This is a genomic window from Paenibacillus sp. FSL R7-0312 (assembly GCF_038004445.1).
Taxonomy (GTDB): Bacteria; Bacillota; Bacilli; order Paenibacillales; family Paenibacillaceae; genus Paenibacillus_AQ.
On the sequence record NZ_JBBORE010000001.1, the window covers coordinates 6,136,799 to 6,159,884 of the forward strand.

The 23,086-nt window shown below is 59.0% G+C and carries 2 protein-coding genes (1 of these 2 only partly in view); both read right to left on the reverse strand.

The annotated features are described in order from the left end of the window. Nucleotides 1-16,273, reverse strand: partial view of an SDR family NAD(P)-dependent oxidoreductase gene (locus MKX70_RS26945; protein ID WP_340841226.1) — the 5' portion only. Its footprint begins 2,075 nt before the window's first position; only the first 16,273 of its 18,348 coding nucleotides appear in the window; it begins with the start codon at nucleotides 16,271-16,273; the stop codon falls past the left edge of the window. A gap of 32 nt (nucleotides 16,274-16,305) precedes the next feature. Then, nucleotides 16,306-23,079, reverse strand: coding sequence for a beta-ketoacyl synthase N-terminal-like domain-containing protein (locus MKX70_RS26950; protein ID WP_340841227.1), 6,774 nt, complete (start codon nucleotides 23,077-23,079; stop codon nucleotides 16,306-16,308). Nucleotides 23,080-23,086: the final 7 nt, after the last annotated feature.

Genomic DNA, 23,086 nt, shown 5'->3' on the forward strand with positions numbered 1-23,086 from the left:
GGTCGTTATCCGCGATTGCCTTCGACAGCGGCTTGAGGACGACAACTGCCGCCGCCTCGCCCGGAACGAGTCCGTTGGCCCGGCCGTCAAATACGCTGCACGTACCGTCCGGCGACAGCATGTTCGCTTTGCCGAGTCCGGCATACATGCGGGGCGATACGGTTAGGCTGACGCCTCCCGCCACCGCCATGTTGCAGTCCCCGCTCCGCAGCGCCAGGCAGGCTTGATGCACTGCTACCAGGCCGGAGGAGCAAGAAGCCGTCAACGTGAAATTCGGCCCTTTCAAATCCAGCTTGTATGCGATCCGTGCCGACAAGGTTGCATTCTGATTGGAGCTGATCTGCCCTTCCCCTCCGGTGACATCAGCATATTGGCTCTCTTCCGCTCCCACATACACACCGCAGAGCTTCCCTCTGATCCGTTCGCCCATGTAGCCCGCATCTTCCAGAGCATGCCAGGCTTCTTCGAGGAACAGCCGCTGCTGAGGGTCCATCAGCTCCGCCTCTTTGGGTGAGATCTCGAAGAACAAAGGATCGAACCGGTCAATATCCGGGATGAACCCTCCCCATCGGGACACGCTGGTTCCCGGCTCCTTGCGGGGATCGCCGCTATATTTCCTCCAATCCCATCGTTCGGACGGTATTTCCGAAATGGCGCTTGTTTCCGTCACAAGATTGCTCCAGAAGGTGTCAATGTCGGATGCGCCGGGGAACCTCCCGCTCATGCCGATGATTGCAACCGGCTCCGGAATACCGGCAGTTGAAGCGCCCTTCGGCACCTGCGCCGCCGGCTGCGGCGAACCGGACGATTCGGATACCAGGGCAGATTTCTGTTCACCGGAAACCTCACCGGACACCTCGTTGACAACAGGTTCCAGACTTGCCTGCACATCCGCTTCTTCAGCGCGCAGGTAATAGGACCGGACAGCATTCTCATGGCCCGTAAGCAAATATTCTTTTAGCTTCTCAATCGTCGGATAGGCGTAAAATAACGAAGGCCCGAAGTCGATTTCATACTGCTTGGCCAGCAGCCTGGCGAACTGCGTGAGCGAGATGGAATCGAAGCCATAGTCTACGAGATTCTCCCCGGAATCCAGCTTGTTCAGCGGAATGCTGAGCAGGCTGCCGATATGATTCTTCAGATCACGCTCCATGTACTCCTCCAGTCGGAGAGGACCCTGCGCATACTCCGCTGAGCTCCCTGAGCGGACGAAAGATGCAGGCACGAAGTCCGCTGAAGAGGTACCGGTGCCCAGAAAGCGCCCGATTCTTCTGCTGTCCCCGGCAAGTACCAGATAGCGGCCGCCGGCCCTAGAGATGAGATCACTGAATACAGCAAGCCCTTCTTCCGCTTCAAGATACCGCTGTCCGCTCGCTTTCAGATACATGCCGCTCTGCTCTTCCTCCGAGAAGCCCATGCCCCCGTCTCTCCATAGAGGCCAGCCAACGGCAGCCGTATGGCCGCGCCGCAGCCCCTGCTTCCGCAGCGCGTTCCGGTAATCCGCATAAGCCATCTGGAACCGGTTGGCGGCGGCATAGTCACAGGAACCGAAGTCACCCAGTACGGCAGAGGTTGAAGAGAACAGACAGAAGAAGTCAAGCGGCTCCTCCAGCAGCAGCTCGTCCAGGATAGCCGTGCCCTCCGTCTTCGGAAGAAGCACCTGCCGGAATTCCTCCGCACTCTTCTCCATAACGCTGCGGTTCACCTGGATACCCGCAGCGTGAATAACTCCGTTAATCGGGCCGAACCGTGCTTTGGCCCGGGCGATTCCCTCCTGCATACGCGGAAGATTGCATAGGTCTGCCTGCACGTATTCGACACTGCTGCCCAGTGCCTCCAGTGTCCCGAGCTTCTTCTTAATTGTGTCATCCACAGCCGAACGTCCGGTTAGAATAAGCTGAACCCCGTGCGTCCTGGCGGCGTGCTCGGCGAACAGATAACCAAGTCCCCCGCAGCCGCCTGTAATTAAATAGGTGCCCCCCTTCTTCCATACCGGCTGAACACAGACATGATCTGTTGCCCTGCGTACTGTGCAGACGTTACGCTTACCTTCAACATACAGCACATTCCGTACGCCGGAAGAGCGCAGCTCTGCGCCTATTTGCTCCAGCCAATCCTTCATGCCCGCGTCCTGCCCGTGTAATCCGGCCTCCGCCAGCCATACCCCCATAGACGTATCGGGAAGCACATTCCCAAGCGAGCGCTGTATCCCGATCCACGATTCGGCATAGCAGCGCTCAAGCCCGTTCGCAAAGGCAGCCGCAGCTATTAATTTCCGCACCTCGAACTTCGTAGAGGCAAGTGCCTGAATGGTATGAACAAGTGCAGACGGATCTTGAATATGCTGCGGATTTTCGAGCGGCCACATGTAGAGCAGCGCATCAGCGTTACCATACTTGACGGCTATGTCACAGAAAGCATCAGCCAAGGAGGCGCTATCGTCTCCCCGGGCCCTGTACGTATCCTCAAGCCGCTCGCCGCCGTCTGGTTGTTCGCTCACGAAGACGATGCGTGCAGTAGGTGAGCTAAGCCTCACCGCATTGGATAGAATCTGCTGACTCCGGCGGTCCGACAGGAAGCACACAACCGTTTCAAGCTGAACTTGCCCGGCAGCAGGCATTTCTGCCCCGGTCTCTTCCTCCCAGATTTCCTCAAAGATCATGGGTTCGTCTTGCTCCTGCGGCGCCGGGTGACGATTCGGCCTTTCGGCCTGACTGTTCTTCGGGAGTACCAGCTGCGCACCGGCTGTGTCCATGGCAGGTGCCGCAGGGAAGGGACTTCCCTCCATCCAATACCGTTCTCTGGCAAAAGGATAGGTCGGCAGCGATATGCGCCGCGGCTTAGCCGGCAGACCATCATACAGCCCGCTCCAATCCAGACGAAAGCCCTTGACCCATAGGTCGAGGAGCTTGGCGAATTTGCCGTGCCGAATCCATTTGTCCACGGTTTCCTGCATATCCTCATCCGCCGTCAGCGCCGCCAGCACTTCCTGGTTCGCTTTCACATGACCGTGGTGCAGCTCTGGCTGATAGCCGTCCCCGCGCAGATATTCGTGAAGCCGCAGGTGCAGGTCGGCCATTGATAACGCTGTGAACGCTAACCGTTCCTCCATCTCCTCGCGTCCGACCTGCAGCGTATAGGCGATGTCCGCAAGATCGGCATCAGAATAGCCATTCGTTTCGGCCGCCGCTAGCAGACGCTGGACTCTCTCCTTCAGGCGGTCCCCGTTTCTCGCTGACAGCACAATCAGGAACGGACGGCCTGGTGCAGCCGCTGCGGGTCTTTCGCTCCGAACCTCCGGAACAAATTCTTCAACGATCAGATGGGCATTCGCTCCGCCTGCTCCGAAGGAGGAAATGCCCGCACGGCGCGGAAATTCCCTGCGGATGCCGCCGAGCTCCACAGTCGGCCTTTGCCATTCCCCAAGCTCCTGCTGAACGAAGAACGGAGTCTCGCCGAATGTAATATCCGGATTGGTCTCCTGCGCATGCAGAGTAGGCGCAATCTTGCGGTGCTTCAGTTGAAGCAGCACCTTAGCCAGCCCTGCCATGCCCGAAGCGCTTTCCGTATGGCCGATGTTGGACTTCACAGAGCCTATAGCGCAAAACTGCTTGTCGGACGTTTCCCGTTCGTACGCTTTGGTAAGACCGGAAATTTCGATCGGATCGCCGAGCGCCGTCCCCGTGCCATGCGCCTCCACATACGTAACGGTTCGGGCCGGAACGCCTGAGCGCCGCAGCGCTTCTGAGACCGCCCCGCGCTGCGCATCCGGGCTGGGAACCGTGTAGCCGTTCGTCCGCCCGCCTGCGTTCAAGGCGCTTCCCTTCAGAACGCCATAGATATGATCGCCGTCTGCAAGGGCGGCCTCCAGCGGTTTAAGCACGACTGTGCACACGGTCTCGCCATCGACGAAGCCGTCCGCTCTCGCACCGAACGCCCTGCAGGTATCGCCAGGGGAGAGCATGGTTGCGGCCGACAGCTTCAGATAATGGACCGGGTCCGCGATCAGGTTAACACCGCCGACGACGGCGCATTCGCTCATCCCGCTGTAGAGGCTCTCCAGCGCCAGATGCACAGCCGTCAAGGAAGACGAACAGGCTGTATCGACCGCCATGCTCGGCCCCTGAAAGTTCAGCAGGTATGAGACCCGGTTGGCAATCGACCAGTAGCTGGCCCCTGTCGGATAGCTGCCATTCATCACCCCGGCGAATACGCCGACCTTCCGGCTGGTGCTAAGACTTGCAGGCGTATAGCCCGCATCCTCTACGGAAGCGTAAGCAGATTCAAGAAACAGCCGCTCCTGAGGATCCATCTGGGCGGCTTCCTTCGGCGATATGCGGAAAAACATCGGATCAAAGGCATCGATATCCTCAAGAAAGCCTCCCCACCGGGTATACATCGATCCGCTCTTGCCTTTCTCTTCGTTATAATAACTTCGCCAATCCCACCGCTGCGGCGGAATCTCAGAGATACAGCTTCTTCCCTGCTTCACGTTCTCCCAGAATTCGTTCACCCCGCCGGCCATCGGGAACCGGCCGGATAAACCGATGACCGCGACGTCCCGCACGTACGATGGCTTGGATTCCGAATTTGATACCGTCCTCGGTACGGATTCAGGCTCCGTTACCGTCCTGGAAACAAACCGGCGCTTGGTCATCAAGGATGCCGTAGGTGGACGAAGCGGCGCGGAATGTACAGAAGGCGCGGAACCGGCTCCCGGACCGGCAGCAGAAGCTTCCGGTAATCCGGCTGCCACCGCAATGCCGTTCTCCATGCCGACCAGCTTCCGCAATCCGTCCTCCTGCGTCAGAATGAAATGCTCGACCAGCGAATCAATCGTCCTGTGCTCGAAAAACAAGGTTGAGCTGACCGAAGGTAGCGCTCCGCGCAGTGAATCCGTCAGCTGAACGACCAGAATCGAGTCGATGCCGTAGCTTTCGAACGGTTCTGAGGCGTCGATCCGGTGATCCGGCAGCTTAAGCACGTCCCCGATCAGCCGTTTGAAATAGCTGCGGCTTCGCGCGCGCAGCTCCTCCTCCTCCTGCACACGGGTATCCGCAGCCTCCGCAGCAGCCGCAGGTTGGTTCCTTTGGAAGCTAACGGCTTCAACTTTTGCTGCCGCATGACTCGCCTTTACTTCCTTATGAACCTTTGGACTGCCGTCCGGTTGGGCCTGGAGACGTTGCCTTGCGATCCCGTCACTGTGCGCCGCAATAATCTGCTGCCCCTTGTCATGGGCGGCACCGGCCGGGAAGATGATCCGCCCGAACCCTTCCCCGGCGAGAACAGCCTGCCACGTATCTGGAGCAAGCCCCGGACAACCCGGCGCGCGCAGCGCAGCATCTTCATACGCCCACCAGCCTTCCAGCAGACCGAAGGTGATATGGGTGAACAAATCGCTGCGCGTGATTTCGTTCAGCAGCAGAATGCCCCCGCTCCGCAGCAGCGCCTTCGCATTGCGCAGCGCCGTGCGGATATCTCTGGTCGCATGCAGAGCATTCGCCGCGATGACGACATCGTAGACGCCGGCCGCATACCCCTGCTCCTGAATGCCGTTCTCGGCATTAAAGATGCCATAAGCCAGATAAGGATAACGCGGGCCGTATTCCTTCTCTGCATGCTGAAGAAACGCCCGTGAGAGATCCGTATAGGCGTACTCCTGGATCCGGTCCCGGTAAGGCTCCAGCTTGCGCAGCACCCCGCTGCTCGTTCCGCCGGTCCCTGCGCCGATCTCCAGAATGCGGATCTTTGCGGACGGATTGTGCCTGATACGCTGCTCCACATAGGCGACAGCCGTGCCGGCCAATACGCCGTTGAAGTAATCGGCATGGGGATTGTTCTTATATATTCCTTCGACCAGATGCATGGAGGAATTCGGGAACATGACATCTGTGGCCGGCCGCTGCCCGGTTAGAATATCAGGCAGCGCGCGCAGCATCGTCTCCGCCAGGATAACCTGTGCTTCTAACCCTTCGGTGTCCAGCCATTCCTGCCTGCGGCCGCTCCACTCCTGCCAGAGTGCAGCCGTCTCCTCCTCAGGCAATTCATTCAGCGGATCGGACACTCCAGCGTGCTCCGCAAGCAGTTGTACACTTGCCTCCAGCCACTTACCGAACATCGCCTGCCGCTCCAGCCTGCCGTTAGCAAGGGGGGCAGCGGTTGTACGAAGCTGCTTGAGCAGTAGCCGCGCTATCAGCTGTTCCAGCTCACGGGCCGCCGGGCTGCTCAGCGCTTTGGCCTGCCGGGTCTGCCCTTCCTGGATATCATCCGCCATGTGATGGAATATGCCGGCGCCCGGTGAAGCATCCGCTTGTGCGGAATAGACTGAGGCTGCCTGCCGGACATCGATCATTTCCATAGTCCCGGGGTTCGCCGTCCGGACCAGTGCCATCTGATTCACCGGACCGGCCAGCAGCGACTCCAGCGCAGCCATTGCCTCCGGCGGCTCGATGGAGCCGATTCCCCTGTTAGCCATGCGCTCGCTGTATTCCCGGGATGCGACAGCTCCGACGCTTCCCCAATATCCCCAGTTCATCACCTTGACGGCACACGGCCACACTCCTGCCAAATAGCTGGCATATGCATCCTTAAAAGCGCAGCCTGCGCTATAATTGCTTTGTCCTGCGGATCTTGCAAACGCATTGATGGAGGAGAAGAACAGCACGAAATCGAGCGGCTCGTCCCGGAATACTTGGCCTATCCTCACAGATACATCTACCTTGGCGGCAAGGGCCGCCTGGAAACGTTCTTCGTCCATGTTCGCAAGTAACTGATCCCGCAGCACAAGCGCCGCATGCACAATGCCGTTAATGCGGGAATAGCGCTGCTTGATCTCAAGATAAGCGCGCTGAAAAGACTGCAGGTCGGCCGCATCTGCCGTAATATATCCAGGCGCCGGACCCAGAGCCGCAAGCCGGTCGATGCCGGCTTGAATGCCGGAATCCTTCTCCCGCCTTCCAATCCATATCACATTGGCCTGGTAGGTCCGGATCATATATTCGCTCCACGCTTGGCCGATGCCGCCTGCGCCTCCAATTACCACATACACGCCGCCCTCCTGGAAGAGCGTCGGTTCGGAAGCGGCTTCCTGAATCGGGACGAGCTTCTGCTTGTGCCATTCGCCCGTACGGTAGACCCAGGAATTTCCTTGCGGTTCCGCCGGAAGCCTGAACATGTCTTCAACAGGGAACTCCCGGCCCGCTTCCAGATCGACAGCGCGTATCTGCCAGCCCGGATATTCTTTGGCCATTGACCCTGCCAGTCCGTGAACCCCGGCATGTGCCGTCTTCAGCGGGTCACAGGAATGGATGGGCTGCGACTGCACCGTCACCAGCGTCCATTCCAGCGGCTGGCCGCCATATTTTAATTGAAGAAACGCTTTGATCAGGCGGAATACTTGCAGCACCCCGCGCTCCTGCTCCCCAATCCATGCTTCATCAGCAGGGGATTCGATCGTATTCTCCGCTGCAATCCACACCACATGGCGGACCGGACCCTGCGCCTGAAGCCGCTGCGCAATCATATCCGCCGTTTCTCCCCCCATAAGCTCCATCAGGGAAGCACCGGCAAAGTGCTGCATCACCCGGTCGCGTATCACCCCGGGCGTTCCGATCAGTAATAATCCTTCTCCATCCCGTGTATTGTCCTGCTTCATTGCAGGTTTAACGGCATCCCAGACCGGCAGCAGGCTTAATGTCTGCATCTGCGGCTTCGATGCGCTTGCTGCCGCTCCTTCTTCCTGCTGGCGCAGCGCTTCCGGGCCGGTTTTACGAACCGTGAACCCTTTTAACCGGGCACAGACCTTCCCGCTCCGGTCGCATAAATCAATATCGAATTTGTCGGTGCTCCCGTCTGCCGGGCTTCCATCGCTGTAACGGACATGGGCAACCATCCGGGAAGCGCAGGCTCCCGTCACCTCCAGCTCCTCCAAAGCAAAAGGCAGATAGAGCCCCTGGGCGTCCGCTGCCTTTCCTGCGTCAGCCTCAGCGAGGCGCAGTCCTGCCGACGCTTGAAGCGCCGAGTCGAGCAAGCTCGGATGCAGCATATAGGTATCCTCAGTCCCCGCCAGGCAGTCAGGCAGCGTAAGCTCGGCCAGCACTTGTCCTCGGCCGGTGTGCAGCCTCTCGATCCCCCGGTGGCCGGGCCCGTACCCGATCCCCCTCAAGCGGAAGCTTTCATACACGGTACCGGCATCGAACTGCTGCCCGCTGCAGGCCGCATAAAGGGCGTCCAGGTCTAGCAGCGGGGCATCTTCTACCGCATACAGCTCCGCCCGGCCGCTGCTGTAGACCGGCGTACTGCCGTCTTCCCCGTTCCCGTATATGTCGAACATAATTTCATCCCGCTCACCGGGATGGAGTCCGATATGCACTTGAACGGGCTGTGTTCCCGCGATAAGCGGGCGGGGCCACGTTACGCCGGACAGCCGGATGGCTGTCGGCTCGTCCGTCAAGCCTGCAGCCGCGTCTTCTACGGCAGCACGTGCCATCTCCAGCAAAGCGGCGGCAGGCAGCATGGATTGCCCGTTCACCACATGATCCTCCAGATAAAATTCCGCCCCCGTAAACAAAGAAGTATACCGTTGCTCCGCCAGATCCGATGTATTGACATGCAGCAGAGGATGAAGATAAGCCTGCCCGGCACTGCCGCCGGATACATCGGCATGTTCTTGTCCGCCGGCAACCCAATACCGTTCTCTGGCGAAAGGATAGGAAGGCAGCCGCAACCGCCGCGGCAAGAATCCCGAACCGGTGTAAAGCCGGGACCAATCCACTGCCCCGCCCCTCACCCAGAGCCCGAGGAGCTTGTTCCATTTGCCTTTTGCCATCCAATGATCCACTGCAGCAGCCATATCTTCATCTTGGGCGAGCAATGCCATCATTTCTTTATTGCGTCTGATCCCGTCCCGGTATATGTCCAGGGAGGCTGCCGCAGGGTTTTCTGCGTAAGCCGTCAGCTTCTGCACCGCATCCGTCATCGTCGCCGCCGCAAGCGCCAGCCGTTCCTCCATGGCTTCGCGGCCGACTTGAAGTGTATACGCCAAATGCGGCAAATCCGTATCTGACAGTCCTTTGCAGCGTATCGCCTCGACAAGCCGCTTCGCCTGCTCCCGGAGCCTCTCCTCATCTCTTGCGGATAACAGAATAAGCGCAGGATGCACCGGTGTACCCGCAGACTCCCCGTACATTGCCTCCGTGACGGCCGATACGTATTCCTGAATAATGATGTGGGCATTAGAGCCGCCCGCGCCGAATGATGACAGGCCCGCTGTCCGCCGGTGCTCCTTCGCCGTTCCGTCCAGGTTAAGCAGTGGTCTTGGCCATTCTGCCAGCTCCCGTTGAACGGTAAAAGGCGTATTCGTAAAATCGATATTAGGATTCAGCACTTCCGAATGGAGCGACGGCACGAGCTGTTTATGCTGCAGCTGCAGCAGCACCTTGGTGAGTCCGGCAATGCCGGCCGCGCTTTCGGAATGGCCGATATTCGACTTGACCGACCCGATCGCACAAAATTGTTTATCCTGCGTATAGGTCCCGAAGCATTTGGCTAACCCCGCGATCTCAATCGGATCGCCCAGTGAAGTGCCCGTTCCATGCGCTTCGATATACGTGAGTTCCCGGGCATCGAGTCCCGCTTCCCTAAGCGCTTTGCCGATGACCTCCGCTTGGGCGTTCGGATTCGGGACGGTGTAGCCGTTCACCTTGCCGCCGTGATTGACGGCCGTTCCTTTAATCACGCCGTAGATCGGGTCGCCGTCGGCAATTGCCTGATCGAGCGGCTTAAGCAGAACGGCGCCGACTCCCTCGCCGGGCACATAGCCGTCTCCCCCGATACCGAAGCTTTCGCATCGGCCTTTGCTCGACACGAACTGGTTTTGCTCAAGCAATATATATTTGTTCGGATGAACCGATACGTTGACGCCGCCGGCTACGGCCATCTTGCACTCGCCCAGCCGCAAGCTTTGGCATGCCAGATGAATCGCCGTCAGAGAGGACGAGCACATGGTGGCAACCGCCATACTCGGTCCTTGAAAATTGCAATAATACGACACCCGGTTGGCGATGGATGCCGAATTACCCGAAAGTGCCACCGCTTTTCCCTGTATCTGCTCGCGAACACCATACAGCTGATATTCCTCGTACATGACCCCGACGTATACGCCCACACTGCCCGTATGATACGGGGCGGAGGCTCCGCCTGTCAGGCGCACATAGCCCGCATCCTCCATCGCTTCATAGACACGCTCCAGAAAGAGCCGCTCCTGCGGATCCATCATCTCCGCTTCGCGCGGGGAGATGTTGAAGAATAGCGGATCAAATTCGTCGACGCCATCGATAAAACCGCCCCAACGTTCAGCGTTCCGGCCTTCGCTCCCTTTGCGGTGGCGGCTGTTATCCCAGCGCGCAGCCGGAATTCCGGTAATACAATCCCTGCCGTCCTTCAGTACCTGCCAGAACTCCTCCAAGTCCCATGCTCCCGGGTAACGTCCCGACAAGCCGATAATGGCGATATCCTTTGCGGCAGCCGGCAGACCCGCCGCTTCTGCAGCGGTATCCTCGCTATTACCGCGGTGCAGTCTGCCGGATGGCCGGGAGCGGGGCGTGAGCCTCTTCACCGTGCCGTCTTTTGCAGTCTCAGCCGGAACCTTGGCGGCTGCTGTCTCCTTCAGCCCGGCCGGTTCGCCTGACAATGCGGATATCCTGCCCGGGTAAGCTTTGGTCAGATATGCCGCCAATTCCTGCAAATTCCGGTATTCGAAGAACAGAGTCTTCGGCAGTGTCCCGAATCCTTTCTCCATTTCAGCAGTCAGCTGCATCGCTACGATCGAATCCATGCCGTACTCCTCCAAGGAGGTGACGTCATCAATCCGGCTGACCGGCAGCTTGGTCACTTCGGCCAACAACCTGGTGAGGTACCGTACTGCAAAGCCGTAAAGCACATCTATTTCGGCCAAAGTCCCGTCCGCACCGGCGCCGGTCTGTTGTTCCCATGTGGCGGACTGCTGCTTATCGATGTCCAGCATACGGGCAGCGTCTCCCTCAAGTACCAGTACATGATCCTTCTGTGCAGCCCATGCCCGGTACAATGCCCGGATGCCGGAGGCCGTCCGCAGAGGAATCAGGCCTTTGCTTCCAAGCAGTGCTGTCTCCGCTTGTGCCTCCAGCCTCATTCCGCCTTCCGCCCACAGCGGCCAGCCAACCGACAGCATCCGGCCGTTCCGCTTGCCGGACTGGTAGAGCGTATTGCGGAACCCGGCATAAGCATCCATGAAAGCGTTGGCCGCCGCATAATCCGCTTGACCGGAATTGCCTAGACTCCCGGCTGCCGATGAGAAGGCGATAACAAAGTCGAGCGGAAAACCGGTGCTGGCCTCATCCAGATGAACAAGCCCGTCCACCTTCGGTGCCAGCACCTCCTGCAGCTCCGCAGCTGTTTTGTGCATGAGCATACGGTCACGAACCAGGCCCGCGCTATGTACAATGCCGTTCAGCGTGCCATATTCGGAGCGGATGCTGTTCATTAGTCCGCAAACTGCCGTAAGGTCGCTAACATCTGTCTTCACGTAACGGACGCGGGTACCGCTTCTGCGCAGCTCGTCAAGCTCCGCCTCCTTTGCCTTGTCCAGCTCGGAGCGTCCAGCCAGTATAATTGACGGAGCGTCAACAGAACGTGCAATTTCCCTGGAAATAATCAGGCCAAGCCCGCCCGCTCCGCCGGTGATTAGATAGACGCCTCCATCTTTCCAAGGCAGCGAATGAGGGGCATCTCCGCCGGAAATGTCAACCGCCTGGCGAATGGCAACATGCCGCTTCCCATGCTCGTAACGGATATGTTCGTACTCCAAATCTATGCTGTCCTGCTTCAATTTGTACGCGAGGGAACCGGCATTGTCCCCAGGTTCCAGCTCAATCAGCTGCACGGCCAGACCCGTGTTCTCCAGCTGCATCGTTTTCAGCATCCCGAAAAGTCCGGCATACAGCCGGAGCTCGCCCTGGTTCGGGACCGCGAGTTGAATAAGCAGCCTCTCCGCCGGAGAGCTTGGGCCTATGCGCTGAAGATGCTCGAGCAGAGCGGCCGCAGCCCTACGGTAACGGGCGGCCGTCCCCTCCCCTTCATGAGGGAATTGGACGCATTCTGCACCACCCAGATTGGCACGAAGCGCGGCTAAATCGAACGCCTCCTGTCCGCTAAGGACAACGAGATGCTTAACGTCCAGGCCGGATAAACTATGCGTGAAAGCAGCCGGTCGTTCTACCCATTCTTTATGCAGCAGTAATGTGGAAGCCGGTGCTGACTTCGTACCCGTAAGCGTTTCAAGCTCCAACGGACGAACGGATAAGCCTTTTAGCTGAATGAGCACACTGCCCTGATCATCGCAGAGGTCCAAATCATATTTGAGCAGCGGAGAGCCAGTCCCGCTTCCCGGGCTATAGCGGGTCCAGACCCACATCCGTTCCGTGCAGGCACCGTGAATAACCAGCTCTTCCAGCGCGAATGGAAGCAAAGGCTTGCCGGCCGCGCCTGCCGCCGGAGCAAGTCCGATGCAGGCTTGCAGCGCCGCATCCATAGAGCTCGGATGCAGGACATAGGCCTCTGAAGCGGCCGCTTCCGCCGGCAGCGTCAGCCGCGCAAGCGCCTGGCCCTCGCCTAGCTGAAGCCTGTCCACCCCGCGGTGGGCTGCGCCGTATTCGATTCCCATCGACCGGAACAGCCCGTATAGTGCTGGCGCATCCAGACTATCCTCCGCACATTCCGAGCGAACCCGGTCCAGATCCATCCGGGCGGCTTCTACGGTGCCGGAAGCAATTACCGCAGTTCCCTGGCAGTACACAACCGGCTCCTCTCCCGGCGCATGACTAAAGATATCGAATGTAATTTCATTGTCCGTCTCAGGAAAAAGCGCGATATCGACAGCCGTTCCTTCGCCTGCGATGAAGGGGTTAGACCAGACAATATGCTTCAACCGGATACGGAGCGGCCCTTCCGGCATTTCGCCGGCAGACATCGCCACAGCGGCCCGGACCATTTCCAGGTATGCTGTGGCGGGAAGCATACGCTGTCCGTTCACAATATGATCTGCCAGAAAAAACTCGCTGCCGGTAAAGACCGTCCGGAAGCGCTGCTCCCGGAAGTCCGAGACATTCTCGTGGAGCAGCGGATGCAGCAAGGACGAAGCGGACAGCCTGGCACCCGCTGGATGGCCGGTTACCGGTACCCAATACCGTTCTTTGGCAAAAGGGTACGATGGCAGGCTCAGGCGAAGAGGTACGGATTCACCGTACATCCTCTTCCAGTCGACTTCCCGTCCGTGGACCCATGCGGCGGCAGCGGAAGCCAAGCTTTCAGCAGCCGCCTCCGGAACGAGCCGGTCCTCAGCCGCGTCAAATCCCGACCGGCCAAGCCATACTGAGCCGGTGCTCTCTTCTCCCGCTGCCAGCAGGCGCAGCCCGGCGACAAGCTCCGGTAAATCCCTCACCAGGAAGGCAGCGCGTTCTTCCATCGCCTCACGGCCGACTTGAAGCGTGTAGGCCAGCGCATGCAGATCAACGGTGCGGTAATCCGAATCCGGCTGTAAATGGCCGGCCAGCTTGCCGGCATATGCGTGAAGACGTTCCTTGTTTTTGGCGGAGAGCAGTACAAGTGCGGGACACTGGCCGTTCTCACCAAGTGGCGGATTGACCGGGACCGTGCCTGCCGCGTGAGCCGCAGGGTCGTATTCTTCAAGCAGGAGATGGGCGTTGGAGCCGGTGGCTCCAAACGAGCTGATGCCCGCCCGCAGCGGCACGCTTATCTCCTTGCCCTTATCCGTCACAACTGGCCGCTCCCATGCCGCGAGCTTCCGCTGTACATAGAAAGGAGACCGTTCAAAATCGATATATGGATTAAGCTCCTCCGCATGCAGCGAAGGCACCAGCATCCGGTGGTAAAGCTGCAAAATGACTTTCTGAAGCCCGCAAATGCCGGCAGCCGACTCTGCATGGCCGATATTTGATTTTACGGAGCCGACCGAACAGAACTGGGTATCGTCCGTATGGGAGCGGAATGCTCTAACGAGTCCCTCCATCTCTATCGGGTCGCCCAGCGGCGTCCCGGTCCCGTGAGCCTCGATATACGAAACCGACCGCGCGCCGATACCGGCCTTCTGGAGACATTCACCGATCAAATCGGCATGGGCCACAGGGTTAGGCACAGTAATGCCGCTCGCCGAGCCGCCGTGATTGATCATGCTTCCTTTCAGAACAGCATAAATATGATCACCGTCCGCAATCGCCTTGCTGAGCGGCTTGAGCAGAACGGCGCCGACTCCTTCTCCCGACACGTAGCCGTCTCCGCCGCTGCCGAACGTGCGGCAGCGCCCGTCGCTGGCCTGCATGTCCATCATGCCGTAAGTGGCATATTTGGCCGGATGGAGCGACAGATTGACGCCGCCTGCCAATGCGGCTTCGCAGTCTCCGCTCCGAATGCTCTCCATGGCCAGATGAACCGCAGTCAGCGAGGAGGAGCATACCGTATCGACGGCCATGCTGGGTCCATGAAAATTGCAAACATACGACACGCGGTTCGCTATGGGGGCATAGTTCAGCGATAGCGGAAACGGGTGCCCCTGCGCCGCCGCTTCCGCCCCGAGCAGCGCGTAATCCTTATGCATCACACCGACAAATACCCCGACGCGGCGGCGCTGATGCGGCCCTGCCGGTACTGCCAATGAATCCGGCGTATAGCCCGCGTCCTCGATGGTCTCCCAGCAGGTTTCCAGAAACAGCCGCTCCTGAGGGTCGAGCGTCTCCGCCTCTCTCGGCGTAATTCTAAAAAATTGCGGATCGAAGCAATCCGGATCGTCGATGAATCCGCCCCAGCGGGACATCGGCTTCCCCGAGGCGGAACGAAGGCCCGCCAGCCGCTCTGACTTCCAGCGGGAAGACGGAACCTCGCGGATACAATCTTTGCCGGCCGTCAGATTCGCCCAGAATTGTTCCAGGTTCGCAGCGGACGGATATCGCCCGGCCATGCCGATGACCGCGATGTCATCACCGCGAGCAGACGCGTGCGCTGCCGGTTCAGCCGCACCGGAATTCACAGGCCATACGCCGCCGTCTGCAGCCGGCAGATTCGTGCTCAGCTCCGGCTCCTCCGGACGAAGCTGCTCCGGATAGGCAGCTCCCAAATACTGCGCTAAGCGTTCAACCGTCGGGTACTCGAATAGAAGCGTCGGGGAGATGGCCGTCCCGAGACGGTTCTCCACAGCCTGGGCCAGTGTAAGCATGGAGGCCGAATCAAGCCCCATTTCAAAATAGCCCGCCCGCACATCAATCTGTTTCTCGTCCCGGTCCATCCGCTCCGCAATCAGGCTGACGAGAAAACGGCGTGCGGCGGCAGCCGCGCTCTGAGCCGCTTCCATTACGTCCGGCAAAGCTTCTTGCGGCTGCCGGGGAAGGAGCTGACCAGGGCCCTCTGCCTCCCCGCCGCGGACCAGCTTGTTCGTAATATTCTTCAGCTCGCCGATTTGCCGGCCATCCCAGTTAAAAAACGCCAGCGTAAACGACAATAGTCCATCCCGTTGAATTACCGATGAATGCTTGACTACGGCCATACAGTTCGCTTGAATCAGCTCCGCAGCACAAAATGATTCGATGTAGACAGGCAGAAACAGCCGCCGGTCCTCCGCCAATTGCGTGAAGTGTGCCCCGGCCCCGACGCAGCTTCCGTCGAGCAGTGCCGGGTGGAACATGAAGCTATCTGCTTCCCCGAGGCTATCCTGCGGGAGATCCAGGTCCAGCAAGAGCGAATCGGCCTCGTCAAACAGCCTTCCTTCCGCCTTCATGAATCCGGAATGTACAAGTCCGAGAGCCCGGCACTGCTCATAGAGCAGCGCCATATCTGTCCTGCTGCCGGCCGAAGAACGGATACGGTCCGCATCGACCGAATGCTCGAACCGCACCGGCGGGCAGCGGTGCATCTCGGCGGTCATGAAAGGCCCGGCGGACTCTTCCTCCGTCCCGGTAATTTCGCCTTCCACCCGGATTTGCCATTGTCCCTTCTGCGCTTCCAAACAATGAAGCTGCAGCCGGATCTCCTCGTTCTCCCGGACGGTTACGGGGCGGAAGAGGGTAACCTGGCGCAGCTCCAGCTCTGCGCAATCATATCCCTGCTCCCTGAACCATTGGTAACAGATATCAATGTAAGCCAATCCCGGCAGGATGCCGCTGCCCATCACCTGATGATGGGCCAAGATCGGATGATCGCTTTGAAACCGGAATTCTGTTGTTGTCATCCCGCTTAACCCTCCAGTCTTAATCTCTCTGCTCATCCTCGAATCTCATCAGCCGCTTTGGTCTGCTTCAGCCACCAGTTCGGCTTAACCGCGCCTGCGCCGGCATGCTGTTCAATGGCCTCCTCCGGCAACGGAAGCGGACGGCGGACGGCACTCGGTGCGCGCAGCTCCTCCCAGCTCTCCATGATGACATGCGCGTTCGTGCCTCCGTCTGCAAAACTGTTCAGCGCAGCGGTTCTGCGGCCCGGCCATTCGGCGCAATCCCTGCTGAAATAGAAAGGTGACGCTTCGATATCAAAGTGCTTCATCGGCCTTTGGCCGGACAAATACGGAACTTGCTCTCCATGATTCAGCATCAGCACCACCTTGATCAATCCGGCAATTCCTTCTGCACATAAAGGATGACCGATATTCGGCTTGACCGACCCGATGCCAAGCGGCACTCCGCCGTCCTTGCGGTACACGGCCTGAATTGCCTTCAGCTCCAGCAGATCGGTCACTACTGATCCGGAGCCGTTCGCCTCAATGTAACCAATCTCCTCCGGCCGCTTGCCGCTTCTGGCCAGCGCCTGGCGCATCACTTCCTTCTGTGCCTGCAGGTTCGGCACGGCAGGACCTGCCGTCCTCCCGTCATTGTTCACGGCGGCTCCTTTAATGACTGCGTAGATCCGGTCCCCGTCCTTAACCGCCTGCTCTACAGGCTTGAGCAGCACGACTCCCGCTCCTTCCGACAACACCACGCCCTGCGCGCGGCTGTCAAACACGTGAAAGTTCGGCTCCGGGCTTAAGATGCCCCGCTGCTGAAACAGCCGGTGTATCTTACTGGAGGTCAGCAGGCTGACTCCGCCGACAAGCGCACATTCGATTTCTCCGCTGCGCAAGGCCTGGACCGCCAGATTGAGGCCGACAAGCGCCGAAGAGCAGGCGGTATCCAGGACGAGACTCGGGCCGTGGAGATCGAAATACTGCGAAATGTTGGCGGCCAAATAATTCGACCCGACCGCCAGAATCGGATTCCGGGCTTGAAGCAGACTTGCTTCATCAGGATCATGCTTGCTGCGCGCACCGATGTATACGCCTACTGAACGCTCTTTGATCTCCTCCGGCGTATAGCCTGCATGATGCCATGCCTTGAGGCTTTCTTCGAGCAGCAGCAGTGCCTGCGGGTCCATCGCTTGCGCATCTTCATTCGATAAACGGAATACAGAAGCCGGCATCGCCTGCGGCCGGCCGAGCAGACCGGCATAATATAGCTCCGGCCCCGGCCAGCGCCCCGCCGGAACAAGGCGGATGGCGGAGCTTCCCTCTGACAGCAGGCGCCAGTAGTCGTCCAGCGTCTCCGCTCCGGGAAAGCGGCAGGACAAGCCGATGACCGCGATATTCGGCGCATCCGTGCACGAATCTATCATTCGGCCTGCGGCAGCAGTCTGCGGCAGCGGTCCTGATAACGGTACCGGCGGCTGCTTCAAAGCGGCAGCCGGTTGAAACAGGCGGCTGTCCCCTTGGCCCGGCAGCTCCATCGCTTCCCTGCTGTGAGCAGCGAACGAATCACCGTGATTGTCTGCAAGCCACGCTGATAAGGAACGGATGCTCGGGTGTTCATATAGGATTGACGGGTCCAGCTCAGTGCCGGCCCCCTGCTTAATAATTCGCAGCACCTGCGCCAGCATAATGGAATCCACGCCATATTCGGCAAAAGGCAGTTCGGGATCAAGCCGCAGCGGGTCAAGCTTCAGCTCTTTCGCGAATACGCCTGTTACGAATGCCCCTACCGCCGGCAGCACACTTTCTGCATCCCGCTCTTCTTGCGGCACAGGCTTCCTTGCCTCAATCCGGGCGTCCCCCAGCTCACGCAGGCTGCGCAGCAGCAGCCTCTCCGGCTTCCAGCGCCGGGGATCGACCACGGCCGGCAGCACAACTGGTCCCAGGCCGCCGGACAAAATACGGTCCAGCATCAGTAAGCCCTCGGAATCCGTATGCGTAAGCATTCCCGTCTGTTCATAAGCACGGCTCTTAACCTCGCCGAGGCCTGTCTCCTTCCAGCTCGGCCACTGGATGCTGATCACCGGGCATTCCCCGCTCCATGCCTGTGCGGCGTAATCCATATACGCATTAGCCATCGCATAATCGCTCTGCCCCGCCGCCAGTGTCGGCACGATCGCTGACACCGACGAGAACAGCACAAAAAACTGCAGGGGCTCCTCTCTCATGCAGCGGTATAAGACATTAAGGCCCTTCACTTTCGGCGCCCACACCTCTTCCATCCTGCCGCCTGATTTGCGGATAAATGCCGGCGTGTCCAAATTGCCCAGTCCGGCGCAATGAAGCACGCCGCCGACCCCGCCCCAGGCCGCCTTCACCTCGCTTATGCAGCGGCGTACGGCCGCCTCGTCGGTCAAATCAAGGGCCAGCACCTTCACCTGAGCCCCGAGCGACTCCAGTTCGCGGACCATCCGTATTTTCTGCCCGGTCGGACTGGCCTCGTCCGCCGTATAGTCATCCCACTGTTCGCGGGGCGGAATGGCTTCGCGTCCTGTCAGCACCAGCCTGCGTACACCCCGGCTTCTGACAAAATGCTTCGCGCATAAGGCCCCAATGCCGCGGGTGCCTCCTGTAATCCATAGCGTATGCCCCTCCGGAAACGGGCCGGGCGCCTCTTCTCCGCAATCCTTAGGCAGCTCAGCCAGGCTGGCGCGGTACCGCATCCCTTCTAGATAGCGTACCTCGGCATCTTCGCTGTCTGTCAGCAGCTCAGCCGCAATCGTCTCCGCCATAACGTGCCCCCCGCAATCCGGCGCGAAGTCGACGTGGCGAGAACGCAGGTGGCTGTATTCACTCTGCAGCATCCGGTATAAACCCGCCCGCATAGCCCCGGCCAGATTGACCGGGCCCTGCTTCTGCCCATGCGTTGCTTCCAGACCCGTGGTCACGCCCAGAAGCATCATGCCGTCACGCGTCCCTTGCTCTATCAGCCGCTGAAGCCAGGGAATCCAGCCATCCGGCTCGTCAGTCTGTTCTTTCCCACAGCCGGTCAAGTCGACGACGTATGAGTAGACATGCTCATCCAGCTCAGAGCGAAGCTCTTCGGAGCCCAGTATCCGGGCAGCTGGCAACTGCCGGGCAAGCCGGAGAGCAAGCGGTCTTGTCTCCTCCGTCGTGAGAATAGCCACAGCTCCGGACAGGCTGCGGATAGATACCTGCGGCGGACACAGCTCCCACTGCTTTTGCAGCATCCGCATGCTCCGCTCGGCCGGTAGAGCCCCGCCATCACGGCGGGCAGACATAGGCGGCCATCCCTGTTGTCCAACTGCATGATCGTCTGGAACAGCCATTGAAGGCAGCCAGTACCGTTCCTTCGCGAACGGATAAGACGGCAAGCTGAGCCGTTTCGGAACATTGCTCCCATACAACTGTTTCCATTCAATACCGACGCCGTTTACCCAAAGCTGCGCGATTTTTTCCAGCTGTCCTTTGCTCAGCCACCGCTGCAGCAGCTCGCCGAAATCTTCATCCGCCCGGAATACGGAAGCCAGCTCGCTGCTTGGCTTGACCGCCCCCCGGAACACCGATGCAATATTCTCTTTCCCCTGCGCAATTTGTTCGAGCTGAAGGATCAGCTCCCGGCTGCTGCGGGCAACGCAAATCACGCGATCGTTCATCGGCTCGCGTCCCACTTGCAGTGTATAGGCTATAGCTTCAAGGTTCTCTGCATCCAGCCGGCCTGAACCTCCGGACTTTTCAACGGCGGGTGAAGCGTCTTCCTCTTCTATACCCGCCGTCCCTTCGGCAATCCGTTTCGCCACGGCGGCAGCCGAACGAAGCGCCAGGATCGTCTCGCTGACGAGCTCTATGCCGAAGGCAGTCTTTAATTTATCGTGAAGCTGGATGAAATGGACCGGCTCCAGTCCGTATTCGGACCAGTCCTGCTCCGCATCGATGATTCCGTCCTTCATCTGAATGATGTCCGAGACGATGCTGCATACCCGGTGCTCAGCCGTTTCCAGAATAGCGGCGCCATGCTGCTTCCCGACTGCTGCCGCCTTCTGTTCAGGCAAGGAGGCTTGCAGAAAAGCAGCCAGCTTGGCGGCGTAAGCTTGCAGACGCTCCTTATTTTTGGCTGACAGCGGTATCAGGTATAGCCGTTCTCCCGGCTCAAGGCCTGCTGCGTTTACTGGCTTGACCATGTCCGGTTCCGGCATGTATTCTTCAAGGATGATATGGGCATTCGATCCGGTCGCCCCGAACGAGCTGATACCAGCGCGCCGCGGGAAGACCGTCTCCTTGCCGCCGATAACGGCCTTCGGCCGATCCCAATGCTTCAATGTCCGCTGAATATAAAAAGGTGAGCCGGCAAAATCAATGTACGGATTCGGCTCCTCCGCATGGAGTGAGGGCACCAGCTTCTCGTGGTACAGCTGCAAAATTACTTTGTGCAGCCCGCCGATGCCGGCTGCCGATTCCGCATGGCCGATATTGGACTTGACCGAACCGATTGAGCAAAACCCGGTGTCGGATGTGTAATCCCTGAACGCCTTGACAAGCCCTTGCATTTCAATCGGATCGCCAAGTGACGTCCCCGTCCCGTGCGCCTCGATATAAGAGATAGTCCGCGCGTCGATGCCCGTTTTGTCCAGGCATTCGCTGATCAATTCAGCCTGGCCGACCGGACTGGGCACCGTAATTCCGCTGACCGTACCTACATGATTGATGACGCTGCCTTTAATAACAGCATAAATAGAGTCTCCGTCCCGGACCGCCTTCCGAAGAGGCTTGAGCAGCACGGCGCCGACGCCTTCACTGGACACGTAGCCGTCCCCGCCCTCGCCGAATGTACGGCACCGGCCGTCGCTGGCATGCATATCCATCAGGCCGTAGGATACGTATTTATTCGGATGCAGGGACAGATTCACGCCCCCTGCCAATGCAACCTCACACTCTCCGTGCCGGATGCTCTCAGCCGCCAGATGAACCGCCGTCAGTGAAGAGGAGCATACTGTATCGATGGTCATGCTGGGACCGTGGAAATTGCAAAAATAAGAGACCCGGTTAGCAATCGGCGCATAATTGAGCGACAAAGGAAACCTATTGCCCTTCGCCGCCTCTTCCGCTCCAAGCATTGCATAGTCCTTATGCATCACACCGGCAAATACACCGACCGGCTGCCGCTTATGGCGGCCCCGGGGTTGAACGAGCGTACCCGGTGTATATCCCGCATCCTCAACCGTTTCCCAGCAGACCGTTAAAAACAAACGTTCCTGAGGATCCATAGTCTCCGCTTCCCTTGGGGAGATCCGGAAAAATTGCGGGTCAAAGCAATCCGGATCGTCGATGAAGCCGCCCCAGCGGGACACCGGCTTGCCCGAAGGCGAAACAATATCCTTATAGCTTTCCCATTGCCAGCGGGTGGACGGAACCTGGCGGATACTATCCTTGCCCGACTTCAAATTGTCCCAAAAGGCGGCTAGCCCGTCCGCGTCGGGATACCTTCCGGCCATCCCGATAATAGCAATGTCACCGTCTGCACCGGCATCTGGCGACGGCAGGGCGTTCGCTGCCGCTTGTTCCCCGCCTTGCGGCTCGCCGGCGGACCTGAAAAACGGGATGTTTCCGTACGTATCCTTCCCGTACGTTTCCTTCTCGTACGCCTCCTTCCCGTACGTATCCTTCCTGCCAAAACAACCAGAATAGGCCGATGCCAAATAGTCGGCCAGCTGCACGGCCGTCGTATGCTCGAACAGCAGCGTTGGCGGCACAGCGTCTCCGATCTCATTTTCGATGGCATTCGCAATGGCAAGCAGGCCTGACGAATTCAGACCCAGCTCGTAATAGCCGGCATGGGGATTCAGCTCCTCTTCCGTCTTCTGCAGCTGTTCCGCCAGAAGCTTCCGCACGAGCTTCAGCGCTGCCGCAGCCCCCGCCGCATGGCTCTGCTGCTGTTGTCCGTCCGGGCGAGACTCCCCGATAATAATTTCCGCTCCTGTATTGTCTTGGCGAATCAGCTTCATTGTGAAGTTCGTCAGCTCAGCTACTTTACTCCCTTGATTATCGTAATAACTGATCGTCATCGACAGCAGCTCTCCCCTTTGTTGGACGGACGAGGAGAGTACCTTGGCGGAACAGCCGGTCTGCAGCAGTCCCGAAGCGCGGAACGATTCGTAAAATAACGGCAGCAGCAGACCTTTCCCGGTCTGTAATCCATCCGAGAACAAGCCTCCGAGAATCCCGGCCCCGCTTCCGTCCAGGAGTACGGGATGGAACATAAATTTGTCCGCCGTCAGTAGCGCCTCCTCGCTGACAGCCGTTTCCATGATATAGGCTTTGTCTGTTGCCCATAACGTTCCCGCAGCTTTCATGAAACCGGTATGCAAGACGCCGCGCTGCGTCCACTCCTCGTACATCCTGCCCAGATCCCGGGAACGTGCCGGGGACGACTTGTATTCGTCCGGATAGAGCTGTTCATCGAACAGTACCGGCCCGATCCGGTGCATTTCTGCCGCTGCATATAAAATTTCCTCACCGGAGCATATTCCGCTGCGCCGGCTCTCGCCCCCGAAGCGTACCGTCCAGCGGCCTTCCGCGGTTTCCGTCACCTGGATGGTGAGTACAATATCCTCGCCGGGCCGGGCTGTCAATGGCTGATGGATGGACAGATTCCGCAGTTCAAGCTCATTGAACCGGTATTTGTACTTCCGGAAGATTTGATACAGTATATCGATATAGGCCTGGCCTGGCAGAAGCGATTGTCCGCAGACCTGATGATGCCGAATCATCGGATTATTTTGATTAAAGACCAGCTGCTGCTTCATTCGTGAT